Origin of the sequence: Bacillus sp. SD088 (assembly GCF_017355205.1) — a bacterium.
Lineage (GTDB): Bacteria > Bacillota > Bacilli > Bacillales > Bacillaceae_C > Lederbergia.
Window position 1 is genome coordinate 20,235 of record NZ_JADIJK010000031.1, and the last position, 17,596, is coordinate 37,830.

The 17,596-nt window shown below is 39.4% G+C and carries 19 protein-coding genes; 1 reads left to right on the top strand and 18 read right to left on the bottom strand.

Going from position 1 to position 17,596, the window contains the following annotated elements:
* Positions 1 to 221: 221 nt before the first annotated feature.
* The 12 genes from spoVG to metG form a co-directional block, all read right to left on the bottom strand.
* Positions 222 to 515, bottom strand: a complete 294-nt coding sequence (gene spoVG / locus IPU53_RS21105; RefSeq protein ID WP_207453015.1) for a septation regulator SpoVG — start codon at positions 513 to 515, stop codon at positions 222 to 224.
* 140 nt (positions 516 to 655) lie between these two features.
* On the bottom strand, positions 656 to 1,030 hold the full coding sequence (locus tag IPU53_RS21110) for a RidA family protein (protein ID WP_207452983.1): 375 nt from the start codon (positions 1,028 to 1,030) through the stop codon (positions 656 to 658).
* A 48-nt stretch (positions 1,031 to 1,078) separates the two neighbouring features.
* A complete protein-coding gene (purR, locus tag IPU53_RS21115) occupies positions 1,079 to 1,912 on the bottom strand; it encodes a pur operon repressor (RefSeq protein WP_207452984.1) in 834 nt (277 codons plus the stop codon).
* A 322-nt stretch (positions 1,913 to 2,234) separates the two neighbouring features.
* A complete protein-coding gene (gene ispE / locus IPU53_RS21120) occupies positions 2,235 to 3,086 on the bottom strand; it encodes a 4-(cytidine 5'-diphospho)-2-C-methyl-D-erythritol kinase (RefSeq protein WP_207452985.1) in 852 nt (283 codons plus the stop codon).
* A 335-nt stretch (positions 3,087 to 3,421) separates the two neighbouring features.
* On the bottom strand, positions 3,422 to 3,607 hold the full coding sequence (locus IPU53_RS21125) for a small, acid-soluble spore protein, alpha/beta type (protein ID WP_207452986.1): 186 nt from the start codon (positions 3,605 to 3,607) through the stop codon (positions 3,422 to 3,424).
* 254 nt (positions 3,608 to 3,861) lie between these two features.
* On the bottom strand, positions 3,862 to 4,131 hold the full coding sequence (gene veg / locus IPU53_RS21130; protein ID WP_207452987.1) for a biofilm formation stimulator Veg: 270 nt from the start codon (positions 4,129 to 4,131) through the stop codon (positions 3,862 to 3,864).
* A 414-nt stretch (positions 4,132 to 4,545) separates the two neighbouring features.
* Positions 4,546 to 5,406 (bottom strand): sporulation peptidase YabG, encoded by an 861-nt coding sequence (gene yabG / locus IPU53_RS21135; protein ID WP_207453016.1) that lies wholly within the window; start codon positions 5,404 to 5,406, stop codon positions 4,546 to 4,548.
* 92 nt (positions 5,407 to 5,498) lie between these two features.
* Positions 5,499 to 6,380 carry a 16S rRNA (adenine(1518)-N(6)/adenine(1519)-N(6))-dimethyltransferase RsmA gene (gene rsmA / locus IPU53_RS21140; RefSeq protein ID WP_207452988.1) on the bottom strand — a complete coding sequence of 294 codons (882 nt, stop codon included), beginning with the start codon at positions 6,378 to 6,380 and terminating at the stop codon, positions 5,499 to 5,501.
* Entirely contained in the window at positions 6,380 to 6,937 is a 558-nt protein-coding gene (gene rnmV / locus IPU53_RS21145; protein ID WP_207452989.1) for a ribonuclease M5, read from the bottom strand. The genes rsmA and rnmV overlap by 1 nt, the downstream gene beginning before the upstream one ends.
* Positions 6,938 to 7,179: 242 nt before the next feature.
* The gene (locus tag IPU53_RS21150; RefSeq protein WP_207452990.1) at positions 7,180 to 8,475 is read right to left on the bottom strand and encodes a G5 and 3D domain-containing protein; all 1,296 of its coding nucleotides are present in this window, start codon (positions 8,473 to 8,475) and stop codon (positions 7,180 to 7,182) included.
* A gap of 344 nt (positions 8,476 to 8,819) precedes the next feature.
* The gene (locus IPU53_RS21155; RefSeq protein ID WP_207452991.1) at positions 8,820 to 9,587 is read right to left on the bottom strand and encodes a TatD family hydrolase; all 768 of its coding nucleotides are present in this window, start codon (positions 9,585 to 9,587) and stop codon (positions 8,820 to 8,822) included.
* Between the two features lie 175 nt (positions 9,588 to 9,762).
* On the bottom strand, positions 9,763 to 11,790 hold the full coding sequence (metG, locus tag IPU53_RS21160) for a methionine--tRNA ligase (RefSeq protein WP_207453017.1): 2,028 nt from the start codon (positions 11,788 to 11,790) through the stop codon (positions 9,763 to 9,765).
* A 331-nt stretch (positions 11,791 to 12,121) separates the two neighbouring features.
* Here metG and IPU53_RS21165 point away from each other — a divergent pair, with 331 nt between their 5' ends.
* Positions 12,122 to 12,400 (top strand): AbrB/MazE/SpoVT family DNA-binding domain-containing protein, encoded by a 279-nt coding sequence (locus tag IPU53_RS21165; protein WP_278253320.1) that lies wholly within the window; start codon positions 12,122 to 12,124, stop codon positions 12,398 to 12,400.
* A 78-nt stretch (positions 12,401 to 12,478) separates the two neighbouring features.
* Here IPU53_RS21165 and rsmI read toward each other — a convergent pair whose 3' ends face one another.
* The 6 genes from rsmI to holB all read right to left on the bottom strand — a co-directional run bounded on the left by rsmI (position 12,479) and on the right by holB (position 16,946).
* Entirely contained in the window at positions 12,479 to 13,366 is an 888-nt protein-coding gene (gene rsmI / locus IPU53_RS21170) for a 16S rRNA (cytidine(1402)-2'-O)-methyltransferase (protein WP_396019970.1), read from the bottom strand.
* A complete protein-coding gene (locus IPU53_RS21175) occupies positions 13,320 to 13,622 on the bottom strand; it encodes a GIY-YIG nuclease family protein (protein ID WP_207452994.1) in 303 nt (100 codons plus the stop codon). Before IPU53_RS21175 ends, rsmI begins: the two co-directional genes overlap by 47 nt.
* The gene (locus IPU53_RS21180) at positions 13,609 to 14,352 is read right to left on the bottom strand and encodes a tRNA1(Val) (adenine(37)-N6)-methyltransferase (protein WP_207452995.1); all 744 of its coding nucleotides are present in this window, start codon (positions 14,350 to 14,352) and stop codon (positions 13,609 to 13,611) included. Before IPU53_RS21180 ends, IPU53_RS21175 begins: the two co-directional genes overlap by 14 nt.
* Positions 14,353 to 14,746: 394 nt before the next feature.
* Positions 14,747 to 15,112 carry a DNA replication initiation control protein YabA gene (gene yabA / locus IPU53_RS21185; RefSeq protein ID WP_207452996.1) on the bottom strand — a complete coding sequence of 122 codons (366 nt, stop codon included), beginning with the start codon at positions 15,110 to 15,112 and terminating at the stop codon, positions 14,747 to 14,749.
* 15 nt (positions 15,113 to 15,127) lie between these two features.
* Positions 15,128 to 15,952: a PSP1 domain-containing protein gene (locus tag IPU53_RS21190; protein ID WP_207452997.1), complete on the bottom strand. Its 825-nt coding sequence runs from the start codon at positions 15,950 to 15,952 to the stop codon at positions 15,128 to 15,130.
* Positions 15,945 to 16,946: a DNA polymerase III subunit delta' gene (holB, locus tag IPU53_RS21195; RefSeq protein WP_207452998.1), complete on the bottom strand. Its 1,002-nt coding sequence runs from the start codon at positions 16,944 to 16,946 to the stop codon at positions 15,945 to 15,947. Before holB ends, IPU53_RS21190 begins: the two co-directional genes overlap by 8 nt.
* Between the last annotated feature and the right edge of the window lie 650 nt (positions 16,947 to 17,596).

A 17,596-nucleotide genomic window follows, 5' to 3' on the forward strand; every position in this document is an offset into this window, starting at 1 on the left:
GTGTCGAACGTCGAAGTGTCATTTTTACCGGACTTTTTGAACTTCCTCTAAAAAATAACACAATATGTTTAGTATAATCATGATTGGGGAAATAAGAAAGAGATTAGCAGAAATAGGGGAAATTTGGAAGGGGATTTAGCACGAAACTGGTGACCATAGTCCTTATCAACGAAACAAAAACCCTGCACAAAGGCAGGGTTCACCAATCAAAATTTATCTGTTTAAGAGGCTCCAGCTTCTTCCAATTCTGGTTCTCCAACTTCTCCTAAACGATGGTATTCAGCCAATACGGCATCCTGGATTTTGCTGCGAGTACTCGAATTGATCGGATGAGCAATATCCCGAAATTCTCCATCTGGAGTGCGCTTGCTTGGCATTGCCACAAATAATCCGTTATTACCGTCAATAACACGTATGTCGTGTACGACGAATTCTTCATCTAGAGTGATCGATGCAATCGCTCTCATTCTACCTTCCGTGTTTACACGTCGTAGTCTCACGTCGGTTACTTCCATTGTGCTCACCACCTTCTTCTCCCAAGATCGACATACGTATGTATTCAACATAAATTTTGAATCTCCTTCTTTATAGCCCAAATTTTTTTAAAATTTGTAAACTTATTTATTAAAGAAGACGGAAGAAGAAGGGGCGAACCCTATTTTACTTGAGCAATCACTTCAATTTCTAGCAATACATCCTTCGGGAGTCTTGCGACTTCTACACAAGAACGGGCTGGCTTATGAGATGAAAAATAATCCCCATACACCTCATTAATCGTCGTAAAGTGATCCATGTTTTGAATAAAAACAGTCGCTTTTATAACTGTCTCCAACGATGCGCCTGCTTCTTCTAATACGGCTTGAAGATTCCGGAAGACCTGATGAGTCTGTTCCACAACTCCACCAGCAACAATTTCCCCCTCCGGAGTCAAAGGGATTTGACCTGAACTATAAAACAGTTGATTCGCAACGATCCCTTGTGAATAAGGACCAATTGCTACAGGTGCCTGATTAGTCGATACAATTTTCATAATGAATCCTCTCCCTTTCCCTATATAAAATGGAACTCTTTATTATTTTTATAAAAAATCCACTTGTCCAGAGAAGTAATTCCCCTTTGTGACAGTGATTTTCTTTTCCTTCACATCGACATTTGCCAACTTAGCAAGAGATATATACTTGTTAACCAATCGTTCCTCTTGATACTCTGATTCCACTAGCACGCCAATTCCAGCGACCGTTGCATTGAACTCTTTGAGAAGATCAACCATTCCATTAATCGTTCCTCCTGCTTTCATGAAATCATCAACGATTAAAACACGCGACCCTTCCTTTAGGCTACGCTTTGAAAGTGACATCATTTGAATACGTTTGGATGATCCGGAAACATAGTTAATACTCACAGTTGAACCTTCTGTTACCTTATTGTCTCTTCTAACCATAATAAAAGGGACGTTTAAATGATGGGCAACGGCCTGAGCAATCGGAATACCCTTTGTCGCTACTGTCATCACCACATCAATATTTAAATCCGATACAGCTGATGCCATCAACTTTCCTACTTCATTTAAAATTTGCGAATCCCCTAATAAGTCGGTCATATATAGATAACCACCAGGAAGCAAGCGATCGGGGTCTGCAATGGACTCACATAAATGTTGAATAAATTTCTCCGCTTCCTCTTGTTTGATTTTCGGAATAAACTTAACCCCACCAGCAGCTCCAGACACAGTTTGGAGAGTACCAATTCCTCTATTTTCAAAGGTCTCTTTTATAATCACCAAATCCTCACTGATAGAAGACTTTGCAGCCTGATATAAACCTGAAAAGTGGGTCAATGACACAAGCTCCCGTGGATGATTCATTAAATAGTAAGTCATATCTACCAATCGCTCACTGCGACGAAATTTCATTCTTTACCCTCCTGCACAATTGGAAAAGCAGATACCTACTTAGAAGTGAAAACTTTTGGGTTCTATGTCAGGAAAACACTATAGCTACGAAATACACAGCAGCACGTCTCTGGAGCAAACGCCAGCAGCAAAATAAAATGTTGACTTGTCCATAGGATGGAACCCAAGGCTTACTAAGCATTGAGCTAATTAAATACTAGTTAGTCTGGTGTTACTTTTCCATCTTTTTTAAAAATACGAATAATCATATAACAAATATACATGATCGTACGGATACAAACAAGATTTAACTTGTTTTAGGTAATCTAATTTTCGATATTTTTTACTTATGCCCTAATAATCGTACGGCAAAAACTTGACTACAAAATCCGCGCAAACCATTATACACTCTATGAAGCCTTGAATCATGCTGGACAAGGCCAAAGACGGTAGGACCGCTCCCACTCATCAATACGGCATCTGCTCCGAATTTCTCCATTTGCTCTTTAATCAAAGCCACTTCTGGATACATTTTCAATGTAACGTCTTCGAGTGCGTTTCCTAATTGGTTACAAATCCCCTCATAGGATTGCTCATTCAAAGCCGCTATCATGCCTTTCGTATTTGGATGAACAACATTTTTCATGTTCACGTTCTTATATATTTCTGCTGTGGAAACACCTATTTCTGGTTTAGCTAAAATAACCCAACAATTAGGGGGGGGTGGGAGAGGTGAGATTTTCTCTCCTCTGCCTTGCGCTAATGCCGTCCCTCCATGTACACAGAAGGAAACATCCGAACCAATTTCGGAACCGATCTTAGCCAATTCATCGGTCGAAAGATGAAGACCCCAAATTTGATTAAGCCCTTTAAGAGTAGCCGCTGCATCACTGCTTCCACCAGCTAGTCCAGCAGCTACAGGTATTGCCTTATCAATTGAAATTTTTACACCCTGTTGAATTTGAAATCTCTTTTTCAGCAAATTAGCCGCTTGATAAGCTAAATTTCGTTGATCATCTGGAACATAGCGACTTTGTGACGCCACTTCAATTCGATCTTCTTCTAATAAAACCAACTCTAAGCGGTCAGCTAAATCAATGGTCGTCATGACCATTTCGATCTCATGATATCCATCTGATCGTTTACCTAGTATATCAAGGGATAAATTAATTTTTGCTGGTGCTTTTATCAACATGAAATTCACCTGCTTATTTTCCCGTCTGTTTATTGAAAAGCGCAAGGCACCTTAGTATAACGCTGGAGTTAGATCCAGCATTCACCAAACTTAAATACCTTCTTACCTCATAGGGAAGAATCACGCTATCACTTCTACGTTCATTTGCATAAAATAAATCATACCAAATTGTGGCGTAGGACGCTAGATACTTTATTTTAACATAACATAAATTAAGAAGGGACTTTTGAACTTCTCTTTCTGTTGACGGGTCATTCATTCTCTAAATGATAAAGAAAGCCGAAGCACATGGCTCCGGCTGCGGGAATTTGTATTTTGTTTCAAGGTTGCTCAGATCACAAATTATCAGGTTTATTAGAAACTTGTTGTTCAGCAATTTCAATGGCTCTTTTCACCATATTCCCTGCATCCCTGGCCTTTATTCCGCCCCATCCTTCTTTCTGGACAACATCATAAAATCCCAGTTCTTTTGCCAACTCTTCTTTCATCTGATCAGACATGATCCCTTTTCTACGACCCAAAACAAACTCCTCCTTTACCCGCCTTTATATTGTGAACATCGAGAAAGAATTTTATCCTGGATAGTAGTGGTATCTCAGCAAGCAAATGTTCTGAGACAAAGAAAGGCGTTCTTTGCCTTTCATTGGCTCAGGTTATTTGACCTCGAGCCGATGGCGCCTGGAGCTAGACAACGAAACTCAAAATTACAACTTATCCACAAGCGACAATTTTATAGTTTCCTTAACAATAAAAAAACAACAGTAAACAATATTGTTTACTGCTGTCCTAGTGCTAAATTTCCCACTGTATCCTCAAAAAATGTTAGTTCAACTGTTTCAGTAAGTACATCTGCATAGCTATAGGAAACACGTTCAAATGAATTTTCCTCTTGATCTAATTCGATGACAAAAACCGATGGATAAGTTTCTGCCAAAACCCCAGAACGTTCAATTGTCTTTCTGCGGCCGCCATTGGCTTTTAACATTAATCTTCTTCCTAAATTTGAATCAAGAGATCGTTTAATGCTTGCTAATGTTTTTGGCATTGATTCCACCTCACTAATGTTCATTATAACACAAGATGAAAAAATGGTCAAATAAATCATTAATTTTAACAGTCTTTACATTGAGTTGTCAACACTTTTTTATCTACAATATCGCCCATTTTCCTACATTTTTAGTATGGACCTAATTTCAAAAGTTATGTAAAAACTTTATTCTGGGTAAGTATACCGATTAAAAGGGGGTAAAATGGCGTTTGAAGAGGAAAATTCCTCGATATTGTGAAAAACGGGTGGATGGCATTAAGGAAATGTTTAAAAGTCCCCCACTTCAGGCAATTTGCTAAGTGGAGGCTACACGCTGTTGGTCAAAACGGCAGAGATATGTGGACGGAGGCCCACACAGCGTGGGTCTACCTATCCCTTGTTCATCCATCTGAAACATCCCTGCTAAAAAAGTTATTCATCTACAACAGGCTTATAAGGCATTCCAGTTCGCAACACACCTTTTGTTTCAATTCCACCAATTCCCTTTTCACCTGTTAAAGTATTGCGTAAAACATCCCAGACATTGATCCTTTCCATAAAAGGGGTATAACAAATTTTAGCTACAATATAGACAGGGTCTAATGCATGTATATTGACCCGTTGTGGTGAACTAGCAAAATTAGCTCCAGCATGTATAAGCGATTCAAAATGAGATTGGCAAGCCCCTGCAAAGATAACTAATTGATCAAGACTTGGTACCTTTTTTCTAGCCTCTTTCACTGTTTCAACAAAAAATTTTGAATGCCGATAAGCATTTAAATCAACTTTTTTTCCTTTAGCTTTAGAATAAGCATCATGTCCAGTAATGACTAGAACATCCGGGCGATAGTAATCCAATAAATCTCCTATCTGATGATGCATTTCCTTTTCATTACAGTGAACACCATATACGGTGACCCCTATTTCCTCATATAAATGCAGACATTTTTCTAAATAGGAACGATCTCCATCGAGATGGAGAATACGTCCTGGCAATTGGAAATACTGAAAATCCTGGCGATATCCTTGTGTCGCTCTAAACTCCTGCTCATGCATTAATAAGTCTAGATCTTGCCGAAATAACTCCAAGGATTGATCTTCAAGCGAGCGAACAGTTGTCGATCTTTTCAATCGGTCCGACTCATCCATTGGAAGAAGATCGGTAAGCGGTGCATCTGCGATTAGCCGATAATCTTCTCCATATAAAATAGCAACCTTTTTCCCGTCTACCTCAATGATATCTGTTACTCTAAAAATAATGTCACATTTATAAGACGCGCGACCCACAATCATATTGACTTCTACCACAGTCGTCAACTCCAAAAAATAAGCATTCGTTATCTATTAGGCTATGCACGGTTTGCTTGCCACGTGCATGTAACGAATCAACTATTTGGGTTAACAAACGCCCATAAGGAATCACTTAATTTCCCAAACTCCTCGATTGTGAGTGTTTCACCACGTCTTTTAGGGTCAATATCTGTTTTATGCAAAGCAGTTAGAATACATTCCTTTTTATCTTTTCCAAATCCACTTGATAAGTTATTTAAAATTGTTTTACGCCTTTGTGCAAAAGATTTACGTATGACATCAAAAAAGAATTCTTCGTTCAATACTTGAACAACTGGCTGTGTTCTTTTGATCAAGCGGATCACAGCGGAATCCACATTCGGTTGCGGCATAAAAACCGTTTTAGGAACAATCATCACCGTTTCAGGTATTGTGTAATATTGGATGGCAATCGATAAAGAACCATATTCTTTTGTCCCTGGCTTTGCCGCAATTCGGTCAGCCACTTCCTTTTGCAACATAGCAACGATCCCCCGTAAAGGAAGCTGCTCTTCCAATATCTTCATAATAATTGGTGTCGTTACATAATAAGGCAGATTCGCTACAACCATGAGATCTTGTATCTCTGCAAATTTCTCCGCAATGACAGCCTTCAGATTGGACTTTAGCACGTCTTGATGGAGAATTTCAACATTTGCATAAGGAGATAACGTATCTTCCAGAATCGGCAGCAGACGCCCATCAATTTCAAATGCCAGGACTTTTTTGCTCGTTCTCGCTAAATGCTCAGTTAAAGCGCCAATCCCTGGGCCAATTTCTATAGCACCTGAATGCTTTGTTAAACCAGCTACCTCGGTAATGTTTCTTAAAATATTTGGGTCAATTAAGAAATTCTGTCCCAAACTCTTTTTAAATGAAAAACCATATTTATTTAAAATTTCCTTCGTCCGTATCGGAGTAGCAATATCCTTTTGCATTATGTCCGCTCCTCTTGAAAAATCCGCTCCAGTGTCTGTTCAAAATCACCTTTTGTAATTTGAAACATTCTTAAACGTTTGTGAAGCTGTTTTCCGTTTGTATAACCAATTTTTAATAATCGGCCCAATTTATCTCTTCGTTCTTTTGATCTTGGCTCCCCGATCAAGCCCGCTGCTAGGAGATCCCCTTTGGTAATGACCTCTGGTTGCTCCTCTAACATTGACTGCGCCTCTCTTAATGCCTCCTGGATCACTTCTACGGAAGCATGCTCCACGCCGAGGCCTTTTCCATTATGAGCGATGGCCTTTTGCTTCTCAATAAAAGCATGTTTACAACCTGGCACTTGTTCAGAAATGATTTTTCGTATCTTTTCACCTGGAAAATCGGGATCAGTTAAAACAATTACACCCCTTACCTCTTGTGCATGTCTAATCTTCTCAATCGTTTCTCGAGTTACAGCAGAACCATTCGTTTCAATCGTATCTGCATCAACTGATTTATGGATAGCTCGGGTATCATCTTTACCTTCTACAACAATTATTTCTTTTATTTTCATTTTTCCTCCAAAAAAGTGAAACGTTTTTGATTCTAATACGTCTTATATAGTAAGATAGTTTTCCCCTATCTTCCTGACGATTATCTTTTGGATCATGCCAGTGGAACAAAAGATAATCGTCTTATTTAAAAGAATTGCTTTTTAAATTATAACTTTCCTTTCCAAAAAGGACAAAAATGTTAAGAAAATAATTTCTTAACATGAAAAAGCAGAGAAATCAATTCTCTGCTCATTAGATCTATTTAATTCAATACCCGTACTTTCACGTTTTTCCGTCCAAAGCGATAGGCTTGATCTTTATCTGGGACAAATAAATCAATACGATTTCCTTTGATTGCACCACCCGTGTCACCTGCAATTGCATGCCCATAACCCTCTACCCATACTTTAGAGCCCAGGGGAATGACACTCGGATCAACAGCAACGACTTTTGCATTGGGATTTGATTTCAAATCGATTCCTGTAGCCGTGACACCAGAACAACCATTGCAGCCAGCTGTATATGCTGTTGCGCTCATCGTAATCTCATTTCCCTCTTGTGGGGCAGCAGCTTCTTCATTTGTAGCTTCTTTTTTCGTAGCACTTTTTTCTGGAGTGCTGTTGGAAGCGCTGTTGCTTGTTGTAGAAGTAACATTACTTTCTTTGCCGCGTGACACCTGCGCAACTAACACTTTCGTTCCCACAGCCACAATCTTGTCTTGACTATCACTCACAGTTTCCTCTGTCACGAGCTTACGTTTTACTTCTTTGCCATTTTCTTTTATTACTTCATATTCCTTTTTCAAGAGACCTTCTTTTCCATCTTGAACAACCTTTTCAGTCCCTTGCTCCAGATCCGAATCCTTTTTGGTTACAAGCGCATAATCAATAGACTCTTCCACCACATCGGTGACCTTTTCAACGCGGGTAATTTTAACAACTGATTCAGGTTCCACGTCTTCTTTTAAATTCGGTTCTACACGGTCCAAATCACCAAGCTCAATGTCTTGTTGCTTTAAAAGGTCAGCGACCGTAGTCGAAGTAGTCCAAACGTCTTCCTTCTTCTTCCCATTTTGAAGAGTTAAAAGAAAGGCGCGATCTATATTTAGCTCCAACTGATCTTGTATAGCATCCTGCATAGAAAAGTTAATTTCATCGTGTTCATTGACTTCAATTTTCTCTTCATCCAAGAAATCATCTACTGTTTCAGCTGTTGTCCAGTATACAGTCTCTTCATCATCAATCTTCACAGCGACTCGCTTTGTTTTTTCCCATACCACCTTAAGATGGTCTTTTACAGCTGTATCCTTCGAATGAGATAAGTAATCCGTATCTTTTACTGGAACTTCAAGCTCATCTAGAATATCTCCCACGGTACTAGCATGGGTTTTAACTGTCATTTCCTCCCCGTCTATTGTAAGGGCCACAGTTTTCTTTGTCCCCTCATACGTAAGTATGCTCAAAGTAGCCGAAAAAACAATGAAACTAGCAATTAACATGCCTAATTTCTTACGTGTCATTGATGAAAAAGTAAAAATTTTTTTAGGTGTTGCATTCATCAAAGCACTCCTCCTTCTTCTTCGAGAGTTTCACACAAAGGTGTGTAATTGTCAACCCCCTCTCTCTTTCATAAGGTAAAACCTATTATGCACAGATAGATTTGAAAAAGAAAGAGAAAGTTCTCGACAATTCCTTTATATAAAGGGGCAAAGTTTGTAGAATAAACGGGTATTTCCAAAATGCACAAGGTGTCCCTATCGGCGACAAGCAAATGTTTTGAGACAAAGAAAGGCGCCCTTTTACCCTTCTTTGGTTCAACTTATTAAGTAGAACATCCACTAAAGTTCACGCCGTCCTAGCCAATAGCTTGTTGGTCTCTATTATTTCTTTTTATCATTTTTTATCAGTCAATGCCGAATATTTTTTTTGCATTGTTTGTTGTTTGTTGCGCAACCTCTTGTAAACTCAAACCTTTTAATTCCGCAATTTGCTCTGCTACTAACTTTACATAGGCAGGCTCATTTCTCTTCCCTCTATAAGGGTGAGGCGCCAAGTATGGACAATCCGTTTCCACCAATAAACGATCCATTGGCACTTGTACTGCTACATCTTTAGGCTTCTTTGCGTTTTTAAACGTAACGGGCCCACCAAGAGAAATGTAAAAGTTCATCGCCAAACATTCTCCGGCAGTCTCTGGGCTTCCACTAAAACAATGCATAATTCCGCCCACTTGTTCTGCTTCTTCTTCTCTTAAAATGGTAATAATATCTTCTGTGGCTTCTCGGTTATGAATAATGATCGGCAAATGTAATTTCTTTGCCAATGTAATTTGCTTACGAAATACTTCCTTCTGAACTTCCTTTGGGGACTTATCCCAGTGGTAGTCCAAGCCCATTTCTCCAAGTGCAACAACCTTTGGATGTGCTGCAACCTCTTCGAGCCAGATAAGATCTTCTTCTTGCATATCTATAGCATCAACCGGATGCCAGCCAACACTTGCATAAACATGATCATATCGATCAACAATATCAAGTGCTTTCTCAATGGTTGGGCGATCAAACCCGACTACAACCATATATTGAACACCTGCAGCATTCGCTCTTTCCATGGTTGCTTCAAAGTCTCCCGCAAACTGTTCATCATTTACATGACAATGTGTATCAAATAACATGACTAAAACTCCTTTATAGAGTATACTCCAAAATCTTATAACTTTTATATCAATTGATTAACATTTACATTACAAAAAAGAACATAGAGAGTTATGGAGAAAAATACGGTTTTTGCCCATTGCTCTCTATGTTATTGTATCTCAAAGCTTTTTCTCTATGAACATAATATTACAATTAGTTTACAATTGCGCCTTTTTCAAGTGAATCAGCCACTGAAGCAAGCGCCAATTTTCCATTTTTCTCTCCTGCCAAAATCATCCCCTGTGATAATTCACCTCGTAATTTCACTGGTTTCAGGTTTGCCACAACGATTACCTTTCTACCTACTAATTCCTCAGGTTTGTAATGTTCCGCAATTCCTGATACAACTTGGCGAGTTTCGTAACCCAGATCAAGTTGTAGCTTTAATAATTTATTTGCTTTTTTAACAGGCTCACATGCTGTTACTTCTGCAACCCGCAATTCAACCTTTTTAAAATCATCTATCGTGATTTCTGGTAAATGTTGTACTTCTTCCTCATTCTCTTCTTCCTTTTGCTCGGTTGGCGCGGTATCCCCCCCTTGCATCTTCACTTTAATAAAGCTAATTTCCTCTTCCATATCTAAACGAGGGAAGATCGGTTCGCCCTTTTTCACAACCGTTACGCCTTCTGGTATTTGACCAAAGTTCACTAAGCTCTCCCACGACGTTAGATCGTCGGTCATTACATTTAACTGGCTTAAAATCTTTTCAGGCGTTTTTGTTAAGAATGGTTTTAGCAATATCGCTACTCTTCTTAATGTATCGGCCAAATGGACCATTACACTCGCTAATTCATCTCTCTTCTCTTCTGCCTTAGCCAGTTTCCATGGCTCTGTTTCATCAATATATTTATTAGTACGGCTAATCAACTGCCAAACGGAAGATAACGCAATTGAAAACTCCATTTTTTCCATTGCTTCATCATATTTTTGCACCGTTGTTTCATTTGCCACTCGTAGGCTGTCATCAAATGGTGTGACCGAACCTTGATAAGTTGGAATCACTCCATCAAAATATTTATTGATCATCGCGATCGTACGGTTTAATAAATTCCCAAGATCATTGGCCAAGTCAAAATTAATTCGTTCTACGAACCCTTCAGGTGTGAACACCCCGTCTGCTCCAAATGGCACTTCTCTTAATAAATAGTAACGTAAAGCATCTAACCCGTAGCGATCAATTAATGTAACGGGATCAACTACATTCCCTTTCGATTTAGACATTTTTCCATCTTTCATTAATAGCCAACCATGAGCAAAAACTTTCTTAGGTAGTGGCAAATCTAGAGCCATTAGCATAATTGGCCAATAAATTGTATGAAAACGAACAATCTCTTTTCCGACAAGATGAACATCTGCCGGCCAGTATTTTTGATATTTCGTATCTTCTTCCGTGCCATAGCCTAGAGCGGTAATATAATTCGTTAATGCATCAATCCAAACATAGATGACATGTTTCGGATTTCCAGGTACTTTCACTCCCCAGTCAAATGTTGTACGGGAAACAGCCAAATCTTCTAGCCCTGGTTTAATAAAATTATTAATCATTTCATTTTTACGAGAATCAGGTTGGATAAAATCAGGGTTTTCTTCATAAAATGCTAAAAGTCGATCGACATATTTACTCATTTTAAAGAAATACGATTCTTCTTTCACCTTTTCAACTGGTCGTCCACAATCTGGGCAATTTCCATGATCCAATTGGCGCTCCGTAAAAAAGGATTCACATGGGGTACAATACCAGCCCTCATATACATCAAGATAAATATCATCCTGATCAAGCAATTTTTGAAATATCTTTTCCACTACTTCTTTATGGCGTGTTTCAGTTGTACGAATAAAGTCATCATAGGAAATATCCAGCTTCTCCCACAATTCTTTGATTCCTTTCACAATGCCATCTACATATTCCTGTGGTGTAAGACCTAATTCCTTTGCCTTACGTTGAATCTTTTGCCCATGTTCATCCGTTCCCGTCAAATACATAACATCATAGCCACGCAATCTTTTATAGCGAGCCATGGCATCCCCAGCCACTGTTGTATATGCATGGCCTATATGTAAATTCCCGCTTGGATAATAAATAGGGGTGGTAATATAAAATGTATTTGCCTTTTCTCCCACTTTAGTCGCCTCCAACGTTTTTTTAAAAAAGGTACATGTGTCTAAAAATAGGAAAATCGACTTATGTCACGATTTCCTATGTTCTTTGGTCGATTCTTATCCACTTCCGCATTGATCAGTTTGCTGCAACGTGGATGAAAACGCCCTCTAAATCTTGATTTACGCTCGTTATACTTAAACCACCTTTTTTGCATCATAACCTTTTCTATCTCCAAAATATACGTGAAAAAGACCTTTTTCGCAACTTTCGAAAATTCCTCATCCTATTCTCCTAGCTTATTGACTATACAAAGGATAGTTGGTATGATAAAAGTAACATTTTTACCTATTAAAAAGTATAAAAGTCCCGAATTTTATAATTGATCTATGCCTTTCAGGGGGAATGAGCATGAAATCTACAGGTATTGTTCGAAAGGTCGATGAGCTTGGGCGTGTCGTGATTCCAATTGAACTCCGCCGTAATTTAGACATTGATATTAGAGATTCGCTCGAAATCTATGTAGATACTGATCGTATTATTTTAAAAAAATACAAACCTAGTATGGCCTGTGAAATCACAGGTACCGTTTCAGATGAAAACAAAAGCTTTGCTAATGGGAAACTTGTTCTGAGTCCTGAAGGAGCAGAGCAATTAGTTAAGGATATCCAAAATACCTTCTGCAAATAAAAGAAGGAAACTGAGGAAGACACCACTTGTTTTATTTCAGGGGTGTCTTTTTTCTTGGACTCTTCTACGGAATGCTCCTTACCTCTCAACATGATAGGCTTGATAGACTTCGCGTTTCGGCATTTGTCTGTCCTTTGCGGTCAGTTTGATTGCCTCCTTTGAAGAAAGACCTTTCTCATCTATATAGTATTGTACATGATTTTGCATATCCATTGCGCTCCACCATCGTTCTTCTATTTCTTGCTTCTTTGCCTCTCCTGGCTCAATAATTAGGCAAAATTCACCACGAACTTCTTGTTTCTCTGTCCATTCAATGGCTTCCTCTATGGAACCTCTTAGAAATTCCTCAAACTTTTTCGTCAGCTCCCGGCACAGAACAATATGACGAGTTCCAAAGACCTCTTTCATTTGTTTCAATGTTTCTTTTAAACGATGGGGGGCCTCGTAGAAAATAACGGCAGCTTCTTGATTACGCAAAATCTCCAGTTCGGCTTTTTTTTCCTTTTTCCCCCTTGGCAAAAAGCCATAGAAGTAAAATGGCTGAGGTGTGATTCCAGAAGCAATCAAAGCCGTAACTGCAGCGTTGGCACCAGGCAAAGGGACCACTGGTATTTTGGCTTGAATTGCTTGTTTCACAAGTTCATAACCAGGATCAGAGATGCAAGGTGTGCCAGCATCACTCACCAAAGCGAGAGTATGACCAGCCTCCAATTTTTTTATTAATTCTCTCCCACTAGCTTCCTTATTATGTTCATGATAACTGACTAATCCCGTAGAAATCTCATAATAATGGCATAACTTTTTCGTATTCCGAGTATCCTCGGCTGCAATTAAATCTACTTCCTTTAAAATACGAATTGCACGAAAGGTCATATCTTCCAGATTACCAATTGGGGTAGGGATTAAATATAAAATTCCATTATTCATTCCTTTTGAAAAACTCTTCTGTATCTGCAAACCCCTCATCACTCATTTCCATTAAAAACTTTTCCTTCTGTTTACGTGTTAACTGCTTAAAAGCATACTCTGCACGCAGTGCTGCACTTTTTTGCTCATATTCCGCTGAGTAGATCATTTTTACAGGTCTTCTCGCTCGCGTATATTTAGCTCCCTTGCCACTATTATGTTGTTCTACTCTTCGTTCAGGATTAATCGTATATCCACCATAATAAGAACCATCTCGGCATTCTAATACGTAAAAATAATGGTTATTTATTTCCATATAACATGGCTCTCACTTCTTCGTTATATTCATTTTGTTGATTATACACAAATAGAGGGGAGAGAACTTTAAGGCCGGGACGTCCATCTTTGATCCCTTCAACTAAAATCGTGTTCGCTTCTTTACCTTCTTTAGGGTAAACAAATCGAAGCCTTTTCGGCTCAAGACGATAGTTTCGCATATGCATGAATAAATCCATTAATCTTTCAGGTCGGTGAACAAAAGAAACTTTGCCTCCTTGTTTAAGGAGTTGGCTGCTACTTTTAACAACATCCTCTAAAGTACAATAAAGTTCATGTCTAGCAATCGCTAAATGTTCATTTTGATTCTGTATCTCGGGGGATTTCGATGAAAAATAGGGAGGATTACAAGTAACAAGCTCAAACTGATTAGCACCTAATCGAGAAGGCATGTCCTTCAAATCTCCATGAATCATTTTAATTTTACTATCCAATTGATTCAATATCATACTTCTCTTTGCCATATTATATAAGCGTTCTTGAATCTCAACACCCATTATTTCCGCCTTGGTCCGATTAATTAGTAAGAGAGGGATCACCCCATTCCCACTACATAAGTCGATAATTTTCCCTTTTTGAATTGGCAAATAGGTAAAGTTAGCAAGCAAAACAGCATCAAGCGAAAAGGCAAAAACAGAAGGACTCTGGATAATCTGCAATTCTTCTGCTAACAAATAATCTAATCGTTCATCCTCGAATAATTCAACCATGATCGTTCTTTTCCTCCATAATAGTAAGAAAAGCGCAAGCGCCTTGGTCAGCCCCGACAAGCAAATGTTCTGAGCCAATAAAAGTCCGGTTTTGACTTTTATTGGCTCAGGTTATAGGCAGTACATCGGCTAAGAACGCGCCGTCCTGGCGCAATGCCGATGAACTCACATCCTGTGAGTTTCTCGGGGCTAGGCGCTGGAGCTAGATCCAAACACTAGCCAATTTTTATACTTTCTTACCTAGCATTTAAAAGGCACAAGGTGCCCGCCTATCGGCGACAAGCAAATGTTCACGAGGCTGTCCCAAAAAGGCAATGTTCTTGTTTTTTGAGATGCTCCTTTTTAAAAGAGCCCTCCCCACAAAGGAGGAGGGCTCGGACATATAGATGGCCTATTATTTTTTATTTAAGAAAGATAAGCAGAATAAACAATCTTCATCCCGGCGGGGACTACCAAAGTGAATGTTGCAAATATGGAAGCCTTCTTGATAGATTCTAGCGAGGTTATCATACCCCTCGCCGATCTCGGATATTTTATCATATACCGTTTTTCCCGGCTTTTCTTCAGATTCTTCGGGGTTGGAGACTTTTTGGGTTTCCCCCTCCATATGCTTTCGCAAATGGTCATTCTCTATTTTTAAGGCATGGTTTTCTTCAATTAAATGAGCTAAATATTGTTTGAGTTCTCCTAATTGCTGGTATAACTCCCCAATCTGCATTTCCATGCTACTGACTGAGTCAAATAACTCCTTTTTATCCATACATTCTCACCCCAATTATTCCGTGGCCGGGATAGATGATGAGCCCTTCTTAACTTCTTCCAATGTATACTCCAATTGTCTTTCCTGTCCAAACAAATCAATCTGAATTAAACGTTCTAACATATTTAATCCTATGACTTTGCCAGGTCCATCCGGAGTTTTAATGGTTTCACCAATATCGGGCAATTCAGCTTTAGCTGCTTCATATTCATCGTTTTCATATTTCAAACAGCACATCAATCTACCACAAAGTCCAGATATTTTTGATGGATTTAAAGAGAGGTTTTGGTCCTTGGCCATTTTTATAGAAACGGGTTCAAAATCTCCCAAAAAGGTTGAACAACATAGCATTCGACCACATGGCCCAATGCCCCCTAACATTTTCGCCTCATCACGGACACCAATTTGTCTTAGCTCTATTCTTGTTTTAAAAATAGCTGCTAAATCCTTTACGAGGTCACGAAAATCGATTCTGCCATCGGCTGTAAAGTAAAAAATCACCTTATTACGATCAAATGTGAATTCAACATCCACTAGCTTCATCGCTAAGCGATGCTCCACGATTTTGTCGGAACAAATTTGATGGGCCTCTTCTGCTTCCAGCCTATTTTCTTCCACACTCATTTGATCTTTTTGGTCTGCAAGCCGGATCACCTTTTTTAAAGGCAATACAACGTCATGTTCACTTACCTGCTTCGGTTCGGTGACAGCCTTGCCAAATTCAACTCCTCGAGTTGTCTCAACGATCACATAATTGTCTTTCGTAATCGAGAAATCCCCTGGGTCGAAATAATATATTTTACCGGCCTTTTTAAACCGGACACCAATCACATTATACAAAAGAAGGTCCCCCCTGCAATTTTAACACCAACTGTTCCATTAACAGCTGAGGATTCATATTTGCCTGTAGCATTTGTTTCGCTTCCAATATTGCCATCATTTGTTCAGACAGTCTCCCCGCAGAAGTTTGTAAAGCATCTCCCGCCAACTTTTTCTGTTGATCAGGATAGATCAATTGCTCTTCTTTCCCCAATTGTATATACAGTATATCCTTGTAGATAAATAATAATAGATCCAGTCCCATATCCATTTGTGCCCGCTCCTTAAAATGACCGTTCCATTCATTTTGTAAGGACGTCATCGCATATAACGGATTCTGCTTCAGGACTTCATATAATTTTAACACTTTATTTCGTGCTTGTGCAAACCAATCATCATGATCAAGGTCAAGAGCTTCTTGTACCTGATTTGTCATTGCTGATAATAGAGGGGCTTTCGTAGGATGAACCCCTAAAGATATCAACTTTTCCACCACCACATTGGCAGGAAGTGATTGGAAGGTGATCGTTTGGCAACGAGAAATAATTGTCGGCAACATTTGCTGAGGCTGTTCTGTTAAAAGAATAGCCGTTGTTTGCACATGAGGTTCTTCTAAAAATTTTAATAAACTATTAGCCGCCGAATTTGTCATTTTCTCTGCATCTATAATGATATAAAATTTCTTTTTCGATTCTAATCCTGTTTTATTAAATTCCGCTCGTAACGAACGAATTTGATCTATTTTAATGGACAAACCATCCGGTTCAACGATATGAACATCAGGATGATTCCCATTCAAAATTCTTTTGCAATTTACACATTGTTCACATGGATTAAGGCCATTCTCAAGTTCTGTACAAAAAAGGCTTTGAGCGACCAGCATACTTGCTGCCCGCTTGCCTGTCCCGTGCTCACCTTCGAATAAATAAGCATGGGCAACACGATTTTTCTCAATCCCACTTTTTAAAACCTTTGCCGCTACGGGCTGTTCTTGTTCAAAATCTTGCCAATTCATTTTATCCACTCACTTGTACTTCAGGTCAGAACGGCGTGGTGATTATTGTCGCGCCCTCAGCCGTTCTTTTTTATTTCGGGCGCCTTGTCCAGTTACAGGCGGTAGGAACTCGAGGTCAAATAACCTGTAACCGATGAAGGGAAAAATCACCCTTCTTCGGTTACAGAACATTTGCTTGTCGCCCCTAACCAACCGCCCTCCGCTTTTCTTTGTCTAGCTGCGGCGCCTAGCGACTAGCAAATTTACGCCTTCTTCCTACGATAAGTCAACATCGGCTCATTCTTCCCGTGTTTCCTTTATCTCAGGCCAACAGGACGTTGGTCAGAACGACGTTGCGCCAGGACGGCGCGATTTTAGTCGTTCATCCTTATTATAAAAGTTTGTACGTCGCTAAACGGGTGCTTGCGCTTTTCTTCGTCTAGCTGCGGGCGGTAGGGGCTCGAGGTCAAATAACCTGTAACCGATGAAGGGAAAAATCACCCTTCTTCGGTTACAGAACATTTGCTTGTCGCCCCTAATCAACCGCCCTGCTCTTTTCTTTGTCTAGCTGCGGCGCCTAGCGACTAGCAAATTTACGCCTTCTTCCTACGATAAGTCAACATCGGCACATTCTTCGCCGTGTTTCCTTTATCTCAGGCCAACAGGACGTT